This is a genomic window from Prescottella sp. D32 (assembly GCF_037287305.1).
Lineage (GTDB): Bacteria > Actinomycetota > Actinomycetes > Mycobacteriales > Mycobacteriaceae > Prescottella > Prescottella equi.
The window spans coordinates 1,664,767-1,683,706 of the sequence record NZ_JARBSW010000001.1 but is presented as its reverse complement, the minus strand read 5'-3'; the positions used below and the strand labels follow the sequence as shown (position 1 = coordinate 1,683,706).

Genomic DNA, 18,940 nt, shown 5'->3' with positions numbered 1-18,940 from the left:
GGTCATCGGGAATCCTTGTCGGCGAGCGGGGTTGGAGAAAGGTTCACGACCGTCCCGGTGCGGGAGGATTCGTAGATCGCGGCGACGATCGCGAGCGAGGCCCGCGCATCGCGGCCGGTGACGGCAGGTGCGCGCCCGGTGAGCAGGGCGTCCGCGAAGTCCTGCACCTGCTCGGTGTGGAAGTCGACCAGCCCGGCGTTGACCTCGCCGACGTCGATGTTGGCGTGGACCGCGGTGTGGAACGGCGGGCGCAAGTCCAGTTCGCCCGGCACCGTCCAGATCTCGTTGACGCCGTCGCGGCCCTCGGGGAACTCCATCAGGCTCGCGAGGGCACCGGTGGCACCCATCACCGTCACCCGGTTGCCCAGATTGTGGTTGGCGCCGGTCGTCGCAGTGATGGTCGCCGTGCCCCCGGACGCGAACGACACCACCGCCGAGGCACTGTCCTCGGTCTCGATGTGCGCGCCGTGCGTGTGGGTCCGGATGAAGCCGCTCACCTGCGTCGCCGCCCCCATGAACCACTGCAGCATGTCGATCTGGTGGACGGCCTGGGTCATGAGCACGCCGCCGCCGTCGGTGTCCCAGCGGCCCCGCCACGCGTCCTGCGCGTAGTAGCTCGACGGACGGTGCAGCAGCACCGACGCCTGGCCGAGTGTCGGGACCCCGAGCCGGCCGTCCTCGATCGCGGCCTTGATCCGGCGCGCCGCCGGCCAGAAGCGCCGCTGGAACAGCACACCGAACGTGATGCCGGCCCGGTCCGCGGCCTCGATCATGCGATCGGCGGCAGCGACGTCCACGGCGATGGGCTTCTCGCAGAGCATGTGGATCCCGGCCGCGGCGGCGGCGAGCACCACCTCCTCGTGCACGGGGTGCGGGGTGCACACGGTGCACGCGTCGAGGCCGAGCGCGATGAGGTCGTCCACGGTGCGGACGGCGTTCGCGATCCCGTACTCCGCGGCGAAACCCCGAGCCCGGTCCAGGTCGAGGTCGGAGCAGCCGACCACCTCGACACCGGGAACCTGTTGCAGGGCACGCGCGTGGTTGCCGGCGATCCTGCCGCAGCCGACGATGCCGACGCGCAACGTTGTGGTGGGCATCAGAAGTGCTCCTCTCGTTCGACGTCGCGGGCCGCACCCTCACCGCGATCGAGGCTGTCGAGGGCCGCGACGTCCGGTGCGGTCAGCGTCACGCTCAGGGCCGCGAGGTTCTCCGCCTGCCGCGCCGGGTCGGCCGACCGGACCACCGGCACCACGCCCTTGGCGCGGTGCCACGCCAGAATCACCTGCGCCGCAGAGCATCCGATCCGTCCCGCGATCTCGAGCACGACCGGGTCGCCGAGCACGTCGCCGCGTCCGAGCGGGCTCCACGACTGGGTGAGCACGCCCAGTTCGTCGTTCACCTCCCGCATTGGTGTCCGGGTGAGCGACGGGTCCATCTGGATCTGGTTCACCGCCGGGACCTCCCCCGTCTCCGCGACGACGCGGCGCAAGTGGTGCCCGAGGAAGTTGGAGACTCCGACGTACCGCACCAGGCCTGCGTCGCGGCAGGACAGCATGGCCTCGAACGTCGCGACGTAGCGGTCGATCCGGGGCAGCGGCCAGTGGATCAGGTACAGGTCCAGCCGTTCCAGTCCGAGCCGGTCGAGGCTGGCTTCGAGTGCGCCGCGAATGTCACCCGAGACCTGGTCGTTGCCGCGGAGTTTCGTGGTGACGAACAGGTCGCCGCGCGGAACTCCGGACTGCGCCAGGGCGGCGCCGACGGCGTCCTCGTTGCCGTAGATCGAGGCCGTGTCGATCTGCCGGTAGCCGGCGTCGATCCCGGCAAGCACCGCCTCGGTGGCCTCGGCGCCGACGAGCGGCCAGGTCCCGAGCCCCATCGGGGGAAGATCGTCGCGGATCATGCGGACACCTCCTGAGCGGCGGCCGCGGCAGCGGTGATCGCCGACGCGACGTCGGCGGCCGTGACGACCGCGGCGTTGACCGAGCCGCCGTCTCCGCTCGCGTCGCCGACGGTGTGGACGCCCAGCCGCGGCGCCAGCGCCCGCAACTCGGCCAGCAGTTCGGTGCGCGGCTCGACGCCCATCGAGATCAGCAGTTCGCCCGGCGCCGCGACCTCACGCTCGACACCCCCGGTGGAAATCACCGCGGTGTCCGCTGTGACCCGCCGGACGATCGACGACAGGTAGGTGGTCAGGTTCTCGCTCGCCGCCAGCCGCGGCAGCAGCACGATCTTGCCGCGCCGTCCGACGTCGTGGGCGATCGTCTCCTGCGGTCCGACCATCACCACCGTGGTGCCGCGCTGCAGCAGATCGTCGGCCACCGCGGCGGCCTCGCGATCGGCCCCGAAGAACGTGATCGCCTCGGGCGCCGGATCACCCGACTGCAGGAACTCCCGCACGTCGCGGATGCGGCGCGTCTCGGCGCCGTCGAGATCGACGACCGGACCGCGGCCACCGGTAGCCAGCACGATCGCGTCGAAGTCCCGATCGGCGAGATCGGCGGCGGCCACCCGGGACCCGAGGTGGCACGCGACCTTCAACTCGGCAATCTCGTCGCGGTACCAGTCGACGAGCCGGCCGTACTCGGGGTACTCGTGCAGGGCCGAGGCGAGCGCGAAATCGCCGCCGAGGTAGTTCCGCTCGTCGAAGAGGTGGACCTCGTGCCCGACCAGCGCCAGCTCACGCGCGGCCGCCATGCCCGACGGACCGGCGCCGACGACGGCCACGCGCACCGCGTTCCGGGCCGGCTCGGTCGGCTGCTCCGCCTCCCGCCCCACCCACGGGTTGACCGTGCACGGGATCGGGCCGGCCGCCAGGCTGTCGATGCAGTAGTTGCAGGCGATGCACGGGCGGTAGCGGCCCCCGTCGAGGGCCCGGTTCGGGAAGTCCGGATCGGCGTGCAGCGTCCGGGCCATGCTCACGAAGTCGGCCTGGCCGGACTCGATGATCCGCGCCGCGACGTCCGGGGAGGTGATGCGGCCGGCGACCCCGACCGGCATGTCGAAGTCCCGCGTGTACTGCGCGGAGTACGGCGCGAGCAGGCCGCGCTCCCACTCACCCGGCTGGATGATCCACTGTCCGGCCTCGTAGTTGCCGGCCGAGACGTCGAGGAAGTCGAGCCGGTCGGTGTCGATCGCGTCGATGCGAGCCCGGGTCGTCTCCGGATCCAGACCACCCTCGACACCCTCGAACGCCGAGAAACGCAGGCCGAAAACGATCTCCGGGGCATGCTCGCGGACCGACGCGATCACCCGGTTGACGAAGAGCGTCGGATCCGCCCACTCGTCGTCGCGCTTGTTGTACGCCGGGGACAGGAACTGGTGGATGAGGTAGCCGTGCCCACCGTGCAGCGAGATGACGTCCACCCCGGCCTGCTGGCAGCGCGCCGCCGCCTCGCCGTAGCACTCGATGATGTGCTCGATGTCGTCGCTCCCCAGCTGCTCGGGCATCTCCCCGCCGACCACGTGGCACGGGATCGGGCTGGGCGCGACCGGAACGAACCCGCTCACCGCGCCCTGCGCCGTGCGACCACCGTGATTGAGCTCGACACCGAGCAGCGCACCGTGCGCGTGCACCGCCTCGGCCAGCCGGGCGATGCCGGGGATGCGCTCGTCCTCGTCGACGCCCATCTGCCGGATCCGGCCCTTGCCGTCGGCGCGGACGTACGCGGCCTCGGTGAACACCAGGGCCGCGCCGCCGGCCGCCCGACGTTCGAGATAGGCGATGTACCGATCGGACATCGTGCCGTCGAAGTCGCAGTAGTTGCGTTCCATCGGAGCGGAGACGAACCGGTTGCGCAGACGCAGCCCGCCGATATCGAGCGGCTGCGCGAACGACTGGGACGCCGTCGCGTGGTCGGACAGCGAATGGGACATGGGAAAACTCCTGTAATGCAATGAGAATGAGAGCGGGGGTCCACAGGGCCACCCGGCCCGCGACCACCACTTTTTCACGCGTTATCGACAGAATCAACGGTTCATTGTGCTGATTCCCGTCAATGTCAATGCGCGAAAAACGCGTGCGCGGATGGGCCGCGCACGCGTTCGTCGTCGTCAGCGCCCGGGAGCGCCGGCCCCGCTCGCCAGTACCTCGCCGAGGTGCGCGCGCATGCGGGACCGGTCGGTCGCCGCACCGGTCAACAGCTCGAACGTGTCCGCCGCCTGGGCGACGAGCATCTGGCCGCCGTCGAGCGTGGCACAGCCGAGAGCGGCTGCCGCGTCGAGAAGTTGGGTTCGCAGAGGGCGGTAGACGATGTCCGCCACCCACAGACCCGCGTGCAGTGCCGCAGGGTCCACCGGAGTTCCGGAATGTCCGTCCATTCCGATCGGGGTGGCGTTCACCAGGCCGGTCCGGGACGCAAGAACGTCGGCCACGTGGCCGAGATCGACCGCCCCACAGGCGGTGTCGGGGAACGCACCGGACACCCGCGCACACACGTCCGCGGCCCGACCCGCGTCGACGTCGGCGATCCGCAGATCCTGCACCCCGGCCGCGGCCAGCGCGTACGCGACCGCCGATCCCGCACCGCCCGCGCCCAGCAGGAGAACGGCGGCGAGGTCCGCGTCGGGCAGCCCTCGCTGCAGTGCGGTGAGGAAGCCGCTGTGGTCGGTGTTGTGTCCGACCAACCGGCCGCCATCGACGACCACCGTGTTGACGGCTCCGAGCAGGCGCGCGTTCTCGGACAGCTCGTCGAGCCCGCCGAGCACCGCCTGCTTGCACGGATGGGTGACGTTGAACCCGGTCCAGCCGGCCGCGGCGAACTCCCGGACGAGGTCCCCGGTCTCACCGACCGTCACCTCGCGCTCGGCGAGGTCGATCAGCTCGTACCGGTACTGGGACAGGCCGAGCGCGGCGGCCTCGTGCTCGTGGAGTTGCGGCGACAGCGACGTCGCGATACCCGCGCCGACCAGGCCGATCCGATGGGTGCGGTCAGCGGCGGTCATGCGTTGCTCCCGGCGAGTTCGCGCGCCTGCGCGGTGGCCCGTTTCTGCGCCTCGCGGCCGGCCGGTTCACCGAGCAGTTCGGTCGGGGTGCGGTGAGTCTCCGGACCGAACATCGCGGCGACCGCCGACAGGACCGCGAAGCCCATGCACATCCACGCCACCGGGACCCAGTTGCTCTCGTCACCAGACGAGAGCAACTGCGCGATCGCCGGAGTGAAGCCGGCGACCAGCAGGCCGAGCATGAGGCTGACCGCCATGCCGGTGTAGCGCACCTTCGCCGGGAACTGCTCCGGGAAGTACGCCGGGTAGATGCCGTTGGGCATCGAGTAGAAGAGACCGATCAGGATGATTCCGGAGGCGAACACCATGGGGACGCTTCCGGTACCTATCGCATGGAAGAACGCGAACACCATCGCGCCCGCGCCGACGGCGCCGAGGACGAACAGCGGCCTGCGGCCGTACCGATCGGCCAGCATTCCGAAGAGGGGCTGGCTGAGCACCGCGACGAAGTTTGCCGTGGCGATCGCCCAGAGCATCGACTGACGCTCGATCCCGGCGACATTGACCGCGTACGCCAGGGCGAACACGTTGACGATCGTGTTGATCATCGCGAACGAGGAACTCAACGCGACCCGCAGCACCGTCCGCCAGTGCGAGCGGAAGACCTCCACGACCGGGACTGCGGCGACCTCGTCGCTCTCCTTCATCTCCTCGAAGACCTCGGGTTCGTCGAGGCTGCGGCGCAGCCACAACGCGACGACCGTGACGACGATGCTGGCCCAGAACGGAATTCGCCAGCCCCACGAGTACAGCGCGTCGTCGGGGAGGGAGGCGATCGGGATGAACACCAGACTCGAGACGACGATGCCGAACATGATGCCGCTCATCGTGAACGAGGTGAAGAACGAGCGCCGGTCCCCCGGCGCATGTTCGAGCGTGAGCGACGACGAACCGGGCGACTCACCGCCCGCCGACAGCCCCTGCAGCAGACGCAGGAGCACCAGGATGACCGGCGCCGCGACGCCGATGGTCTCGTAGGTCGGAAGGCAACCGATGACGAACGTCGACACACCCATCATCAGCAGACAGGCCAGGAGGGCGTTCTTGCGTCCGAACTTGTCGCCCAGATGCCCCCACAGCACCGCTCCGAGCGGACGAGCGACGTAGGCGACTCCCAAGGTTCCGATCGACAGCAGCGTTGCCGTGGCGCCGTCGCCGGGAAAGAAGATCTTCCCGAAGACGAGCGCCGCAGCGGAGCCGTAGATGAAGAAGTCGTAGTACTCGAGCGTGCTGCCGAGGAATCCCGAAACAGCTGCCCGACGGGCATTCCGGTTCGGTGGTCCGTCCACGGTGCGGGCAGACGTGTGTGCCATGGGGGTCCTTTCGCGCAGGGAAGCCGACGGCTGACGAAGCTGGGAAATGCCACGTCGCGCCACGAGAGCGGAATGCTCGTGACGGGTGTCACAGCCACCGGCAGGGCACGAGCCTGTCACGCCCGACTATGCGGCGTCCAACACCGAATACGTCTGAGACCCTGACCGATCAGGTCTCGATCCGTGGCGTCGGCAGAATCTCCTCCGACACCCCGAGCGCCACCCGCAGCGCTTCCGAAGCGTTGCGCGGCGACCACGCGATGGCATGGTTCATGTACTTCTCCTCGCCCGACAGGTGAACGAAAACCGTTCCCGGCGGGAGGATCTCGGCGACGCCGGAGGGCATCAACGCGACCCCGACCCCGGCGGCCACCAACATCAGGATCATGTACGGGTCCGTGATCTCCTGAACGATCCGCGGCCGGAACCCCGCGTCGAGGCAGGCGCGCATCGCCACCTCCTGCAGGCTCGACCCCGCCGACAACGGGGTGGTGACGAAGCCGTCCTCGATCAGTTCCCGGAGATCGATCTCGGCCGCACCCGCGAACCGATGGTCGGCAGGCAACACGACCCCGAACGCCTCGCGGCGGATCAACCGGGTGTCCACCGACGTCGACTCGACCGGGAGCCCCACGAAAGCCAGGTCGAGCGCGCCGCTTTCGAGTTGGACGACCGCCTCCCGGGTCATGATCCGGCCGACCAGAGAGAGTTCCACGTTCGGATAACGCTGCCGCAGCGCCCGGGTGAGCGGCGGCAGTGACTTGTGATTGAGCACGCCGGTGAAGCCGATCCTGATCCTTCCGTAGACCCCACCCGACGAGGATCGCGCCGCGTGGCGAGCGGTGTCGACATTCTCGAGCAGTCGATACGCGTGCGGGATGAACGCATGCCCGGCAGAGGTCAGCGCCACGCTGCGCGTGCTCCGTTCGAAGAGAGTGACGCCCAGATCCTTCTCCAGCTTCCGGATCGTCTGACTCAGCGGCGACTGAGCCATCTGCAGTCGCGCCGCGGCCCGCCCGAAGTGCAACTCCTCGGCGACCGCGACGAACGCGTGCACCCATCGAATCTCCATCCCGCTCCTCCACGACTTGACGCCTGTGCCGCACGTCATATATTCAGCTACCGACATATTCAAATGTTTGATTATGTGCGTTGGCAACTTAAACCATGACGAGTGCGCAAACAACGACAGGAGCAGAAATGACGGCAACGTATCCCGACGGCGCGACGGCCCTCGTCACCGGAGGCGCCAGCGGTATAGGGGCGGCGTGCGCGAAGTTGCTGTCGGACAGCGGTGTTCGCGTCGTCACGGCCGATGTGGCGGTCGGGGCGGACGTGCGCCTGGATGTGACCGACGAAGCGGCGGTCGACTCGCTGCGCCGCGAACTCGGACGCGTCGACATCCTCGTCAACAGCGCCGGCGTGGTCGGCCCCTCGGCCCCACTCGTCGACCTGGACCTCGACGCGTGGCGCCGGACGTTCCGCATCAACGTCGACGGGGTCTTCCTCATGTGCCGGGCGTTCGTGCCCGCCATGGTCGATGCGCGATGGGGCCGGGTGGTGAACCTCGCGAGCATCGCGGCCAAGGACGGCAACCCCACACAGAGCGCGTACTCGGCGTCGAAAGCCGCGGTGATCGCACTGACCAAGTCGCTCGGGAAGGAGATCGCCCGCACCGGAGTACTCGCGAACGTGGTGGCACCCGCGGCCGTCGAGAGCCCGATGAACGCCCGAACGGATCCGGCGATCCTGGCACGATCGCAGAGCCTGACCCCGATGGGGCGGATGGGCCGTCCGGACGAGATTGCCGAACTGGTCGGCTGGTTGTGCTCGGATGCGGTCAGCTTCTCGACGGGCGCGGTGTACGACGCCAGCGGCGGCCGCGCGAGCTACTGACCGGTGGGGCGGCCGGAGGGGTCACGGCCGCCCCGAAGCGATCAGCGCGCCGTGGCGGCCTTGACGATCTCGTACATCTCCGCGATCGCGCGGGCACAGTCACCCTGCGTGTACCCGAGCAGCGCGGTCTCGGCCGGATCGGTGTCGTACGCAATGACGTTGCCCCGGCCCTGGACGATGAAGCTGTCGGGAAGCAACGGATGCTCCTCGTTGCGCTCTTCGATCGAACGGTCACCTCCTGCGGCGTCGACCAGCAGCTGGAAGTACTCGGCGAAGGTGAGGTTCTGGTCACCGATCAGGTAAGCCCGGCCGGACTCGGCGTTCTGCAGCGCACCCCAGATCGCCTCGGCGAGCGACTGCGCCGACATGTAGTTCGTGCCGCCGGCCGGTGCGAAGTCGGGGATCTGCGGCTCGTTGCCCGCAGCCCACGAGAACAGCTTGCGATAGCGCTTGGCGGACACGCCGCTGATGGCGCCCAGGATCGACGGCGGGTTCAGCGTCGAGACGTTGAAGTTCTCGTCGGCCAGGGCGCGCGCACCCTCGTCCGCCGCCTTGCGCGCGGCCACGTACGGCATCGTCTCCGCGTACTCCGGCCGCAGGTGGTGGTAGTAGCTGCCGACCTGGACGAAACGCGAGACCCCGGCCTCCTTCGCGAGCGCAGCGAAGCGCGGCACGCCACCGGTCTGGGTCTTCTCCCAGAACTCGGCCTCGTCCACGTCGCGGCCCATGTGCCGGATGTCCTGGCCCGCAGCGAACACGACGGCCTCGAACGGCGCCAGATCGTCGACCGTGAACGTCTGCTCCGTGTAGTCACCGAGCAGCACCGGGAAATCACGCACCGGGGAGTCGTCGGCCAGCGGATTGCGGGCGGCGACGGTGACGTCGTTTCCCTGATCACGCAGGTGCAGCGCGGTGTGGGCGCCGATCATGCCGGTGCCGCCGACGATCAGGATCTTCATGGAATGCCTCTTCTGTAGGTGGAGCGGTACTACCCTCACGAACCTACGGACGACACGATCGCCTGCATCGCGAATTCTCACCGAGCGAGAAACCGCCCGGGTTCGGCCGGCCCCGACCCCGACGCGGGGCCGGCCGAGACCCGTCCTCGCCGGTCAGCCCAGCGGGGTGCCGACGTAGTTCTCGGCGAGCAGCGTGCGGCCGGCCACCGACCGGGTGACCATGTCGAGCTCCGCGACCTGACGCTTGTGGTCGAAGCCGGACGCGTCCGGCAGTCGGTGCATCATCGAGGACATCCACCACGAGAAGTGCTGCGTGCGCCAGATGCGCGGCAGCACCGTCTCGGTGTAGGAGTCGAGTCGGCCGCGGTCGCCGGTCTCGAAGAACTCGGCCATGCCCTTGGACAGGACGTAGACGTCGGCGACGGCGAGATTGAGGCCCTTCGCTCCGGTGGGCGGCACCGTATGAGCGGCGTCGCCGGCGAGGAACAGGTTGCCGTGCTGCATCGGCTCACACACGAAGCTGCGGAACTGCAGGATCGACTTCTCGAAGATCCGGCCGTCCTTGATCTCCGCGCCCTCACCGTCCACGCGTGCGTGCAGTTCCGACCAGATGCGGTCGTCCGACCAGTTGTCCACCGAGTCGTCCGGATCGACCTGGAGGTAGTGGCGCTGGACCTGCGGGGTGCGGGTGCTGATGAGCGCGAAGCCCCGCGGATGGTTCGCGTAGATCAGTTCCTCGGAGGACGGCGGCGCCTCGGCGAGGATGCCGAACCACGCGAACGGGTACTGGCGGAAGTGGTCCTGCCGAATCGACGGCTCGGGGATCAACTTGCGGGTCTTGGTGCGCGAGCCGTCGCAGCCGACGACCAGCGCACAGGTGAGCGTCTGCTCGCTCCCGTCCGCGTCGGTGTACGTGATGTAGGGCTTGTCGGAGGTGTGGTCGTGCACCTCGACGTCGGAGACGCCGAAACGAATGTCGCCGCCGTCGGCGAGCCGCTTGGCGATGAGGTCCACGAGGACCTCGTGCTGCGGATAGACCGTGACGGCGCGGCCGCCGGTGAGTTCGTCGAACGCGATGCGGTGTCCGCGTCCGCCGAAGCGCAGTTCGATGCCGTGGTGCTCGAGCCCCTCGGCCTTCACCCGGTCACCGAGGCCGGTCTCGACCATCAGGTCGACGGTGTTCTGCTCGAGCACGCCCGCGCGGATGGTGCCCTCCACCTCTTCCCGCGTCCGAGCCTCGAGAACGACGGATTCGATGCCGCGCAGGTGCAGGAGATGGGACAGCATCAGTCCGGCCGGGCCGGCGCCGACGATGCCGACCTGGGTGCTCGAGATGGACATGGGTAACTCCCTCGGTAGATCGTGATCGCCAACACTGTCCCGGCGAACGACCCGTGCGCGGCAGGCCCACTTTCACTGAGTGAAAGAGTATTTCGTCCCTGTCAGGTGAGACGTGTGTCACGCGACGCCACGGGAGATACCCCGCGCAGCGGCCCGCAGGGCGGGAATCAGAGGTGCCGGATCCTCGTCCGCACGAACCACCACGGAGACCGACGCGATCACCTCGCCCCCGGGACGTAGAACGGGCGCAGCCACCGCGAGCGTGCCGATGTTGAGATGCTCCCGGCAGACGATGAACCCGGTCCGCCGGATCTCGTCCAGCGTCTGACGCAGCCGGTGCTCGCTCGTGATCGTGTGGGGGGTGAACCGCTCGAGTCCCCCGGCCAGCACTGCGCCGAGCAGATTCGGGCCACCGTGCGCGAGGAGAACGAGACCCCCACTCGACGCGTGCAGCGGCAATCGCCCTCCGGCCCGCCCCACCACCGCAACCGCGCCGCGCGCCGAAAGCCGCTCCACGTACAGCGCCTCGAGTCCGTCGCGGACGATCAACTGCACGTTCTCCCGTGTCGCCTCGTACAGGTCTTCCAGGTAGGGCATGGCCACCTGCCTGAGACCGTGTGCGCGGGGCGCGAGAGCTCCCAGTTCCCAGAGCCGGACGCCGATCTCGTAGCGACCCTCGCCGTCACGTTCGAGCGCACCCGTCTCGACCAGTCGGGCGCACAGTCGATGGACGGTCGGTAGCGGCAGCCCGGTCCGCCGAGCAAGTTCGGACTGCGTCATCCGCAGCCGCTCCGAGGAGAACGAGTTGAGCACCCGGAACGCCCGACCGATCATGCTGCGGTCGATTCCGCCTTCGTCGCTCACCAGCCCAGTGTGGCCGGACCACACGCGCAGCAGACCGCCAACCCCTCGGTATGCGGCTTGACATTCTCCTGTGACCCACCCAACAATGACCGAGTTCTTAAATTGAACGGTGGTTCGTATTGCGAACACCTTGGCTTCTGGAGATCGAATGAGCACCATCGAACGACTCGAGACACGCGGCCGCGCCGCGATGTGGGTCGCCCCACTGTGTTGGATCGCCGTCCTCCTCGACGGCTTCGATCTCGTGGTCCTGGGTGCGGTGATCCCCTCACTGCGCGAGTACGGCGACTGGAACCTGAGCACCAGCGCGATCACGACGATCTCCACGTTCGGCCTCGTCGGTATGACGATCGGCGCCCTCGTCATCGGCACCCTCACCGACGTGATCGGACGGCGGCGGGCACTGATCTACGCCGTCGCGGCGTTCTCGGTTCTCACGCTGCTGTGCGCGGTCGCGCCGAATCCGTTCGTCTTCGGACTGCTCCGCTTCCTCGCGGGAGTCGGACTGGGCGGCGCCCTGCCCACCGCGCTGGCCCTGGTGAACGAATTCTCCAAGAAGCAGGGTGGCGGATCGGCATCGACGATGCTGATGACCGGCTACCACGTCGGCGCCGTCGCCACGGCGGCCCTGGCACTCGTGCTCATCGACCCGTTCGGCTGGCACTCGATGTTCGTCGTCGGCGCCGCACCGGCCGTCGTACTGATCCCGTTGATGATCAAGTACCTGCCGGAATCGCCGTCCTACCTGCTGTCCAAGGGCCGCCGCGAGGAAGCCGAGACCATCGCGGCACAGTACGGACTCACGCTCGAGGCAGCCACGGCCGCCGACGCCCCCGTGGCCACGGCCACCGACCCCGTCAAGACGCTCTTCTCACGAAAATTCCTGCGCAACAGCATCGCCATCTGGGTGACGTCGTTCATGGGCCTGCTGCTGGTCTACGGCCTCAACACCTGGCTGCCGACGATCATGCGCGAGGCCGGCTACGAACTCGGCGCGGCCCTGACCTTCCTGCTGATCCTCAACGCCGGCGCCGTCGTCGGCCTGCTGGTCGCGGGCCGCGTCGCCGACAAGGTGGGGCCGCGGACCGCGGCAATCGCATGGTTCACCGGCGCAGCCGTCTTCCTCGCGCTGCTCAGCATCGACGTCGGCGGCGGCATCTACGTCATGGTCTTCCTGGCCGGCTGCTTCGTCTTCAGCGCGCAGGTGCTCGTGTACGCGTTCACCAGCGCCAACCATCCCGCGAACGTTCGTGCGACGGCCCTCGGCTGGTCGGCGGGCGTCGGCCGGGTCGGCGCGATCTGCGGACCGATCCTCGGTGGCGCGCTGCTCGGCGCCGGATACGCGGTGCCGTGGGGCTTCTACGCCTTCGCCCTGGTCGGTCTGATCGGCCTCGTGGCGATCGCCTCGACCCGCAATCTCGGCACCGACTGACGGACCCCACACGAGAGGGGGCCGGCCGGGATTCCCGGTCGGCCCTTCTCGTCGGACGACGCCCCCTACCGGATCGGTGCGAGCGTGGGCCGCTTGGCGGTGATGCCGTCGCCCGACGACGTCCCGCGCAGTCGGCGCCCGACCCACGGGACGAGGAACTCGCGCCTCCACCGGCGGTCGGCCTCGCGCTGGGACGCCCTGTCGGTGGGCAGCTCCGGACCGAGCGGGTCCATCACGATGTGGTGCTCGACGCCGAGGGTCTGGAGCACCCGGATCGCCATGTTCTGATGTCCCGGGGTGGACATGTGCAGGCGGTCCCAGTCCCACATCCGTAGGTCGCGGTACTCGTCGAAGCGCCAGAAGTCGACGATCCGGGCGCCGTGCCGGTCCGCCACCTCCCGGACCAGTTCGTTGTAGATCGCGGACCGGCCGCGCAGCTTGCCGAACACTGCCGCCCAGCCCGCGTCGTAGGCGGTCCACACGAGCACCTCGGCGCCGGTCGCGGCGAGCTTGCCGATGGCCTCGTCGTAGCGGGCGACGAGCGCGTCGATGTCGATCTTGGGCCGCATGAAGTCGTTGCCACCGGCGTAGATGGTCACGAGGTCGGGCTCCAGCGCGACGGCCGCGTCGATCTGTTCGTCGACGATGGGGCCGAGCAGCCGACCCCGGACCGCGAGATTCGCGTATCCGAAGTCGGCGCTGCGCGTGGCAAGTTCCTCGGCCACCCGGTCCGCCCAGCCCCGCAGCCCGTTGGGCCGGGTCGGGTCGGGGTCGCCCACCCCCTCGGTGAACGAGTCACCGAGGGCGACGTACCTGTGGAAGACCGGTTCCTGCGACAACATGACCCCAGTATTTCAGTAGCAGCGCTAAAGAAGTTGGCGGCGTGCGCAATCACACGTCGGTGCTGAACCGCACCCCGCCGTCGGGCAACTTCACGCCGGGCCACACCCGGGCGCCGCCGATCAGCTCGCAGCGGGCACCGACGTCGGCGCCGTCGCCGATCACCGCGTCCCGGATCAGGGCGCGCGGACCGATACGGGCACCGAAACCGATGATCGACCGCTCGACCACCGCACCGGCCTCGACCTGGGCGCCGTCGAACAACACCGCGCCGTCCAGTCGGGCTCCGGCGCCGACCTCGGCACCGCGGCCCACGACGGTGCCGCCGATCAACAGCGCACCCGGCGCCACCCCGGCGCCCGGATGCACGAGCGACTCGCCGCGCGGACCCTCGAGGGCCGGCGACGGCGCGATGCCGCGCACCAGGTCGGCCGAACCGCGCACGAAGTCGTCCGGGGTACCCATGTCCCTCCAGTACGACATGTCGACGTGGCCGAACACGCGGGCACCGTCGGCCAGCAGGGCCGGGAACACCTCGCGCTCGACGGACACCGGGCGATCCGACGGAATCTTCTCGATGATCTCGCGGCGGAAGACGTAGCAACCGGCGTTGATCTGGTCGGTCGGCGGATCCTGCGTCTTCTCGAGGAACGCCTTGACCCGGCCTTCCTCGTCGGTGGGGACGCAACCGAACGCGCGCGGATCGCCGACCCGCACGAGGTGCAGCGTGACGTCGGCGTTGGTGCGGTGGTGCGTGTCGAGGACCGCGGCCAGGTCGGTGCCGCCGAGGACGTCGCCGTTGAAGACCATGATGTTGTCGGCGCGCAGGCTCGGCAGCACGTTGCGGATGCCGCCGCCGGTGCCCATCGGCTCCACCTCGGTCACGTACTCGATCTCGAGCCCGAGGTCGCTGCCGTCACCGAAGTGCTCCTCGAACACCTTCGCCTTGAACGACGTGCCCAGGACGACGTGCTTGATCCCGGCCTGCTTGATCCGCGCCAACAGGTGCGTCAGGAACGGAACTCCCGCCGTGGGGAGCATCGGCTTGGGCGCCGACAACGTCAGGGGACGCAGCCTGGTCCCCTGGCCTCCCACCAGAATCACGGCATCGGTCTCCGCAGCGAGTGTCATGCTTTCCCCTCTGTCTCGATCTCTTCGTCCTCGCGTCCCGTGCGCTGGCGGACGGCTGCCGCAACCGCCAGCTTCGAACGCAGTGCCAATCCCCCGCGCAGGGCCCACCGCAGCGGCGCCTGCCACCACAGCGGATGCCGGTCCGCCTGGAAGCGGTAGGCGCTCTCGTGATGTGCGGGCAGCATCAGTTCGGGATGCTTGCCGGCCGCGTGCCCCTTGGCGTGGGTGACCTCGGCCGACGGGACGAACACGTTGAGCCAGCCGGCCCGTCCCAGCCGGTCCCCGAGGTCGACGTCCTCCATGTACATGAAGTAGCGGGAGTCGAATCCGTTCACCGAATCGAACGCGGACCGGCGCATCAGCAGGCACGAGCCGGACAACCAGCCCGCGGGCCGCTCGGTGATCGTCTCGTTTTCCTGCCGGTACCGCTGCGTCCACGGATTCGACGGCCACACCGTGCCGAGCACCGCGTGCCCGGCACCGGAGATCAGGTCCGGAACCTGCCGGGCGGACGGGTACACGCTGCCGTCGGGCTCGCGCACCATCGGGCCCAGGGCGCCGGCGCGGGGCCACCGGTCGGCGGCCGCGAGCAACTCGTCGATCGACCCGGGAGACCACCGCACGTCGGGGTTGACGACCACGACGAACTCGATGTCGGGGTCGATCTCGGCGACGGCGCGGTTGATCGCGCCGCCGTAGCCGATATTGCCGCCGGTACGCAGCAGCCGGACATGATCGTGAGCTGCTGCGGCGGCCTCGGGGGCGCCGTCCGTCGAACCGTTGTCGGCGAGGATGACCTGCGGGTTCTCGACCGTCGCGTCGGCCAGCGTGCTCAGAAAATGTTCCAGGTGCTCGCCCGGCGAGTAGGTCACCGTCACCACGGCCAGCTTCGAACTCACGCGGACAACCCTAGCCCGCGCGCCCGTATCGTCCTCATCGACGCTGCGCCAGCGCGTCGGCGAGGGCGTCGCGCCACGGGCGCAGCGGCGTCAGACCGGCCGCTTCCCACGCGCGGGGAGACAACACGGAGTAGGCCGGTCGCGGTGCCGGACGCACGAACTCGGCACTGGCGCACGGCCGGACCCGTTCGGGGTCCGCGCCCACCCCGGCGAACACCGCGCGCGCCAGGTCGAACCACGTGGCGCTACCGGCGTTGGTGGCGTGCAGTGTCGCCCCGGGCCGCCCACCGACACGCGCCAGTTCGAGCAGGCCCGCGGCCAGATCCACCGCGTACGTCGGCGAACCCACCTGGTCGTCGACCACGGAAACCGTGTCCTTCTCCTTCTCGAGCCGCAGCATCGTCGCGACGAAGTCGGTACCGCTTCCCGTGTACACCCACGCCGTCCGGACGATGTGTGCGTCGGGGAGCACCGCACGGATCGCCAGTTCGCCGGCCAGCTTGGTCCGCCCGTACGCGGTCCGGGGGCCGGTCGGATCCCCGGGCTCGTACGGTGCGGCGTCGGCGCCTGCGCGGTCCCCGGAGAACACGTAGTCGGTGGAGACGTGGATCAGGTCGGCGCCCGCCTTCGAGCAGGCCGACGCGAGATTCCGGGCGCCGGTCTCGTTGACCGCGGTCGCTGCCGCCTCGTCCGTCTCGGCGGCGTCCACGGCGGTGTACGCCGCGCAGTTCACGACGACGGCGCCGGGCGCCACCCACGAGTCGACGGCACCCGCGTCGGTGATGTCCAGCTCAGCCGAACCGACACCCTCCACCGGCAGGCCCGCGGCCTCGGCGCACTGCACCAATCGGCCGCCGAGTTGCCCCCGCGCACCCGTCACCAGAATCCTTCGCACAGGGAGCGAGTCTGGCACGCCGAGCGCCGCCATGCCCTGTCGAAGCGGAATCACCAGTAGCCTTGTCGCCAGTATGAGTACCGACCGTCATGGAGGCCGACGCGTGCCACACGAGCCCACCGCACGGAGGGTGCCGCGAGCGCAGAACCCGCTCTCGCGCATTCAGATCGCAGTCGCGGTCGTCGCGGTGCTGGTCCTCGTCATAACCGGATTCGCCTGGCGCAGTGTCGATTCGCTGCGCTCGAATCTCGCCACGATCGGCGGCCTCGGCCTCGGTGGCGCCAAGGACGGCGCCGTCGACATCCTGCTGGTGGGCACCGACAGTCGCACCGACGCGCACGGCAATCCGTTGAGCCAGGCGGAACTCGACTCGCTGCGTGCGGGCGAGGAGGTCGCGTCCAACACCGACACGATCATTCTCGTCCGGGTACCCAACGACGGCAGTTCCGCGACCGCGATCTCGATTCCGCGCGATGCGTACGTCGACGTGCCCGGCCTCGGAAAATCGAAGATCAACGCCGCCTACGGCGCCACGAAGGAAGCCGAGCGCCAGAAGCTGATCGAGGACGGCGAGTCCGAGAAGACCGCCGAGAACGAATCGAGCCAGGCCGGCCGCGAGGCTCTCATCAAGTCGGTGGCGAACCTCACAGGGGTGACGGTCGACCACTACGCCGAGATCGGGCTGCTGGGCTTCGTCCTGCTGACCGATGCCGTCGGCGGTGTCGACGTGTGCCTCAACGCGGCTGTGGACGAACCCCTCTCGGGCGCGAAGTTCCCCGCCGGCGAGCAGACGCTGTCGGGGCCGAACGCGTTGAGCTTCGTCCGTCAGCGCCACAACCTGCCCCGCGGCGACCTCGACCGCATCGTCCGCCAGCAGGTGTTCATGGCCTCGCTGGTGCGCGAGGTACTCAGCGCGAAGACACTCACCAGCCCGGGCAAGCTCAACCAGTTGAGCGCGGCGGTGAAGCGCTCGGTGGTACTCGACTCCGACTGGGACATCATCGAATTCGCCACCCAACTCCAGGACCTGGCGGGCGGCAAGGTGCGGTTCGAGACCATCCCGGTGGTCGACATCAACGGGATGACCGACTACGGCGAGTCGATCGTGCAGGTCGACCCCAAGGCGGTTCGCAAGTACGTGGCCTCCCTCGCCGGTGAGGAGCCCGCCGAGGACGACACCACCACCTCCACGACGCCGACGACCATGCCGGACATCGACGTGTCCTCGGTGACGGTCGACGTCGCGAACGACAGCAGCATCAGCGGTCTCGCGTCCACCGTCGCCGCGACGCTCGAGGACGAGGGGTTCGGACTGGGCGACGTCGGCAACAACACCGGCAAGTCCGTGAGCCGCAGCACGGTGTTCGCGAACAAGTCCGACAGCCAAGCCGGCCAGGCGGTTTCCGTCACGCTCGGTGGACTGCCGATCGAGGCGGACTCGTCGCTCGCGTCCGGCGAGGTTCGCGTCGTGCTCGCCGGCGACTACAAGAGCCCCGCGGGTTCGTCGACCGGGTCCGGCGGCGTCGTCGACGCGGGTACCTCCCCCACCCCCGTCGAACCCGGGCCCGCGATCGACGCCGGCAACAAGGGCCCGCACTGCGTGAACTGACCGGACAGGGGAACCGACCCCGCCGCGTGAACTGACAGAATGGGCGCCGTGACCGACCTGACCACCGCACTGCTCGATCCGATCCTCGCCGCCGACCCGGCGGGCCCCCGGATCACCTACTACGACGACGCCACCGGCGAGCGCATCGAACTGTCGGCGGTCACGCTCGCCAACTGGGCCGCGAAGACCGCCAACTTCCTGTCGGACGAGTTCGCGCTCGTGCCCGGCGCCCGGGTGTCGGTGCTGCTGCCCGCGCACTGGCAGACCGCCGCCGTGCTGCTCGGTGCCTGGTGGGCGGGCCTCGAGGTCACGCTCGAGGCGGATCCCGATGCGGACGCCGCCCTCGTGACGGTCGACCGGCTGGACGATGTGGCCGACGTCCCCGAGATCGCGGTTCTCTCGCTCGACGCGTTCGGGCGCCCCGTTCCCGACCTGCCTGTCGGCGTCACCGACTACGCGACGGCCGTCCGGGTGCACGGTGACCAGTTCCGGCCCGGCGGTTCCGGCCCTGCGGCCCTCGACGGCCGCGGCGTCGACGACGTCCTGTCCGCCGCCCGCTCCGGGGCCGCCGCCGACGGTGTCACCGGAAGCGACCGGGTGCTCTCCACCCGGTCCTGGTCGACGCCCGACGAGCTCATCGCCGGGCTGGTCTCGGTGCTCGCGGTGGGCGCGTCGCTGGTACAGGTGGCCAATCCCGACGCCGACGCGGTCGAACGTCGCGTCGGCGCCGAGAAGATCACCACCCGAGTCGGCGGGTAAC

General features: G+C 69.3%; 17 protein-coding genes. 4 read left to right on the top strand and 13 right to left on the bottom strand.

All coding sequences use genetic code 11. The annotated features are described in order from the left end of the window. Positions 1-2: 2 nt before the first annotated feature. The 6 genes from PSS76_RS07735 to PSS76_RS07710 all read right to left on the bottom strand — a co-directional run bounded on the left by PSS76_RS07735 (position 3) and on the right by PSS76_RS07710 (position 7,386). Positions 3-1,097, bottom strand: a complete 1,095-nt coding sequence (locus PSS76_RS07735) for a Gfo/Idh/MocA family protein (RefSeq protein WP_337456091.1) — start codon at positions 1,095-1,097, stop codon at positions 3-5. Next, positions 1,097-1,900, bottom strand: a complete 804-nt coding sequence (locus PSS76_RS07730; protein WP_337456090.1) for an aldo/keto reductase — start codon at positions 1,898-1,900, stop codon at positions 1,097-1,099. Before PSS76_RS07730 ends, PSS76_RS07735 begins: the two co-directional genes overlap by 1 nt. After that, the gene (locus PSS76_RS07725) at positions 1,897-3,873 is read right to left on the bottom strand and encodes an oxidoreductase (RefSeq protein WP_337456089.1); all 1,977 of its coding nucleotides are present in this window, start codon (positions 3,871-3,873) and stop codon (positions 1,897-1,899) included. The genes PSS76_RS07730 and PSS76_RS07725 overlap by 4 nt, the downstream gene beginning before the upstream one ends. A 177-nt stretch (positions 3,874-4,050) precedes the next feature. Further along, a complete protein-coding gene (locus tag PSS76_RS07720) occupies positions 4,051-4,941 on the bottom strand; it encodes a shikimate dehydrogenase (RefSeq protein ID WP_022597168.1) in 891 nt (296 codons plus the stop codon). After that, complete coding sequence (locus PSS76_RS07715) at positions 4,938-6,314, bottom strand: MFS transporter (protein ID WP_081182570.1); 1,377 nt, start codon at positions 6,312-6,314, stop codon at positions 4,938-4,940. Before PSS76_RS07715 ends, PSS76_RS07720 begins: the two co-directional genes overlap by 4 nt. A 169-nt stretch (positions 6,315-6,483) precedes the next feature. After that, on the bottom strand, positions 6,484-7,386 hold the full coding sequence (locus tag PSS76_RS07710) for a LysR family transcriptional regulator (RefSeq protein WP_064057752.1): 903 nt from the start codon (positions 7,384-7,386) through the stop codon (positions 6,484-6,486). A 128-nt stretch (positions 7,387-7,514) separates the two neighbouring features. Here PSS76_RS07710 and PSS76_RS07705 point away from each other — a divergent pair, with 128 nt between their 5' ends. Then, complete coding sequence (locus tag PSS76_RS07705; RefSeq protein WP_064057753.1) at positions 7,515-8,210, top strand: SDR family NAD(P)-dependent oxidoreductase; 696 nt, start codon at positions 7,515-7,517, stop codon at positions 8,208-8,210. Positions 8,211-8,251: 41 nt separating this feature from the next. On the opposite strand, the gene PSS76_RS07700 is transcribed toward PSS76_RS07705, so the two are convergent. From PSS76_RS07700 to PSS76_RS07690, 3 genes are all read right to left on the bottom strand, one after another. Next, positions 8,252-9,169, bottom strand: a complete 918-nt coding sequence (locus tag PSS76_RS07700) for an NAD-dependent epimerase/dehydratase family protein (RefSeq protein ID WP_013416756.1) — start codon at positions 9,167-9,169, stop codon at positions 8,252-8,254. Between the two features lie 153 nt (positions 9,170-9,322). After that, positions 9,323-10,510 (bottom strand): 4-hydroxybenzoate 3-monooxygenase, encoded by a 1,188-nt coding sequence (locus PSS76_RS07695; protein ID WP_221278101.1) that lies wholly within the window; start codon positions 10,508-10,510, stop codon positions 9,323-9,325. Between the two features lie 117 nt (positions 10,511-10,627). After that, positions 10,628-11,344 (bottom strand): IclR family transcriptional regulator, encoded by a 717-nt coding sequence (locus PSS76_RS07690; RefSeq protein WP_013416758.1) that lies wholly within the window; start codon positions 11,342-11,344, stop codon positions 10,628-10,630. 178 nt (positions 11,345-11,522) lie between these two features. On the opposite strand from PSS76_RS07690, the gene PSS76_RS07685 reads away from it, so the two are divergent. Then, positions 11,523-12,806 (top strand): MFS transporter, encoded by a 1,284-nt coding sequence (locus tag PSS76_RS07685; protein WP_084846270.1) that lies wholly within the window; start codon positions 11,523-11,525, stop codon positions 12,804-12,806. A gap of 65 nt (positions 12,807-12,871) precedes the next feature. On the opposite strand, the gene PSS76_RS07680 is transcribed toward PSS76_RS07685, so the two are convergent. Genes PSS76_RS07680 through rfbD form a run of 4 tightly spaced genes read right to left on the bottom strand, consistent with a single transcriptional unit; the run spans position 12,872 to position 16,604 of the window. Next, positions 12,872-13,648 carry an SGNH/GDSL hydrolase family protein gene (locus PSS76_RS07680; protein ID WP_005518669.1) on the bottom strand — a complete coding sequence of 259 codons (777 nt, stop codon included), beginning with the start codon at positions 13,646-13,648 and terminating at the stop codon, positions 12,872-12,874. Positions 13,649-13,697: 49 nt separating this feature from the next. After that, the gene (locus PSS76_RS07675) at positions 13,698-14,777 is read right to left on the bottom strand and encodes a mannose-1-phosphate guanylyltransferase ManB (protein WP_005518668.1); all 1,080 of its coding nucleotides are present in this window, start codon (positions 14,775-14,777) and stop codon (positions 13,698-13,700) included. Further along, positions 14,774-15,676 (bottom strand): glycosyltransferase family 2 protein, encoded by a 903-nt coding sequence (locus tag PSS76_RS07670; protein ID WP_013416761.1) that lies wholly within the window; start codon positions 15,674-15,676, stop codon positions 14,774-14,776. Before PSS76_RS07670 ends, PSS76_RS07675 begins: the two co-directional genes overlap by 4 nt. Before the next feature lie 34 nt (positions 15,677-15,710). Then, on the bottom strand, positions 15,711-16,604 hold the full coding sequence (rfbD, locus tag PSS76_RS07665) for a dTDP-4-dehydrorhamnose reductase (protein WP_084846269.1): 894 nt from the start codon (positions 16,602-16,604) through the stop codon (positions 15,711-15,713). Between the two features lie 40 nt (positions 16,605-16,644). On the opposite strand from rfbD, the gene PSS76_RS07660 reads away from it, so the two are divergent. After that, positions 16,645-18,180 (top strand): LCP family protein, encoded by a 1,536-nt coding sequence (locus PSS76_RS07660; protein ID WP_372489600.1) that lies wholly within the window; start codon positions 16,645-16,647, stop codon positions 18,178-18,180. 39 nt (positions 18,181-18,219) lie between these two features. Then, complete coding sequence (locus tag PSS76_RS07655) at positions 18,220-18,939, top strand: TIGR03089 family protein (protein WP_041674375.1); 720 nt, start codon at positions 18,220-18,222, stop codon at positions 18,937-18,939. The last annotated feature ends 1 nt before the right edge of the window (position 18,940 follow it).

Bases quoted from the DNA above. Each gene is read 5' to 3' on its own strand.
- PSS76_RS07675 (WP_005518668.1), bottom strand. From the start codon at position 14,777: ATGACACTCGCTGCGGAGACCGATGCCGTGATTCTGGTGGGAGGCCAG.
- rfbD (WP_084846269.1), bottom strand. From the start codon at position 16,604: ATGGCGGCGCTCGGCGTGCCAGACTCGCTCCCTGTGCGAAGGATTCTG.
- PSS76_RS07655 (WP_041674375.1), top strand. From the start codon at position 18,220: ATGGGCGCCGTGACCGACCTGACCACCGCACTGCTCGATCCGATCCTC.
- PSS76_RS07660 (WP_372489600.1), top strand. From the start codon at position 16,645: ATGAGTACCGACCGTCATGGAGGCCGACGCGTGCCACACGAGCCCACC.
- PSS76_RS07680 (WP_005518669.1), bottom strand. From the start codon at position 13,648: ATGTTGTCGCAGGAACCGGTCTTCCACAGGTACGTCGCCCTCGGTGAC.
- PSS76_RS07725 (WP_337456089.1), bottom strand. From the start codon at position 3,873: ATGTCCCATTCGCTGTCCGACCACGCGACGGCGTCCCAGTCGTTCGCG.
- PSS76_RS07705 (WP_064057753.1), top strand. From the start codon at position 7,515: ATGACGGCAACGTATCCCGACGGCGCGACGGCCCTCGTCACCGGAGGC.
- PSS76_RS07730 (WP_337456090.1), bottom strand. From the start codon at position 1,900: ATGATCCGCGACGATCTTCCCCCGATGGGGCTCGGGACCTGGCCGCTC.
- PSS76_RS07690 (WP_013416758.1), bottom strand. From the start codon at position 11,344: ATGATCGGTCGGGCGTTCCGGGTGCTCAACTCGTTCTCCTCGGAGCGG.
- PSS76_RS07720 (WP_022597168.1), bottom strand. From the start codon at position 4,941: ATGACCGCCGCTGACCGCACCCATCGGATCGGCCTGGTCGGCGCGGGT.
- PSS76_RS07715 (WP_081182570.1), bottom strand. From the start codon at position 6,314: ATGGCACACACGTCTGCCCGCACCGTGGACGGACCACCGAACCGGAAT.
- PSS76_RS07700 (WP_013416756.1), bottom strand. From the start codon at position 9,169: ATGAAGATCCTGATCGTCGGCGGCACCGGCATGATCGGCGCCCACACC.
- PSS76_RS07695 (WP_221278101.1), bottom strand. From the start codon at position 10,510: ATGTCCATCTCGAGCACCCAGGTCGGCATCGTCGGCGCCGGCCCGGCC.
- PSS76_RS07685 (WP_084846270.1), top strand. From the start codon at position 11,523: ATGAGCACCATCGAACGACTCGAGACACGCGGCCGCGCCGCGATGTGG.
- PSS76_RS07710 (WP_064057752.1), bottom strand. From the start codon at position 7,386: ATGGAGATTCGATGGGTGCACGCGTTCGTCGCGGTCGCCGAGGAGTTG.
- PSS76_RS07735 (WP_337456091.1), bottom strand. From the start codon at position 1,097: ATGCCCACCACAACGTTGCGCGTCGGCATCGTCGGCTGCGGCAGGATC.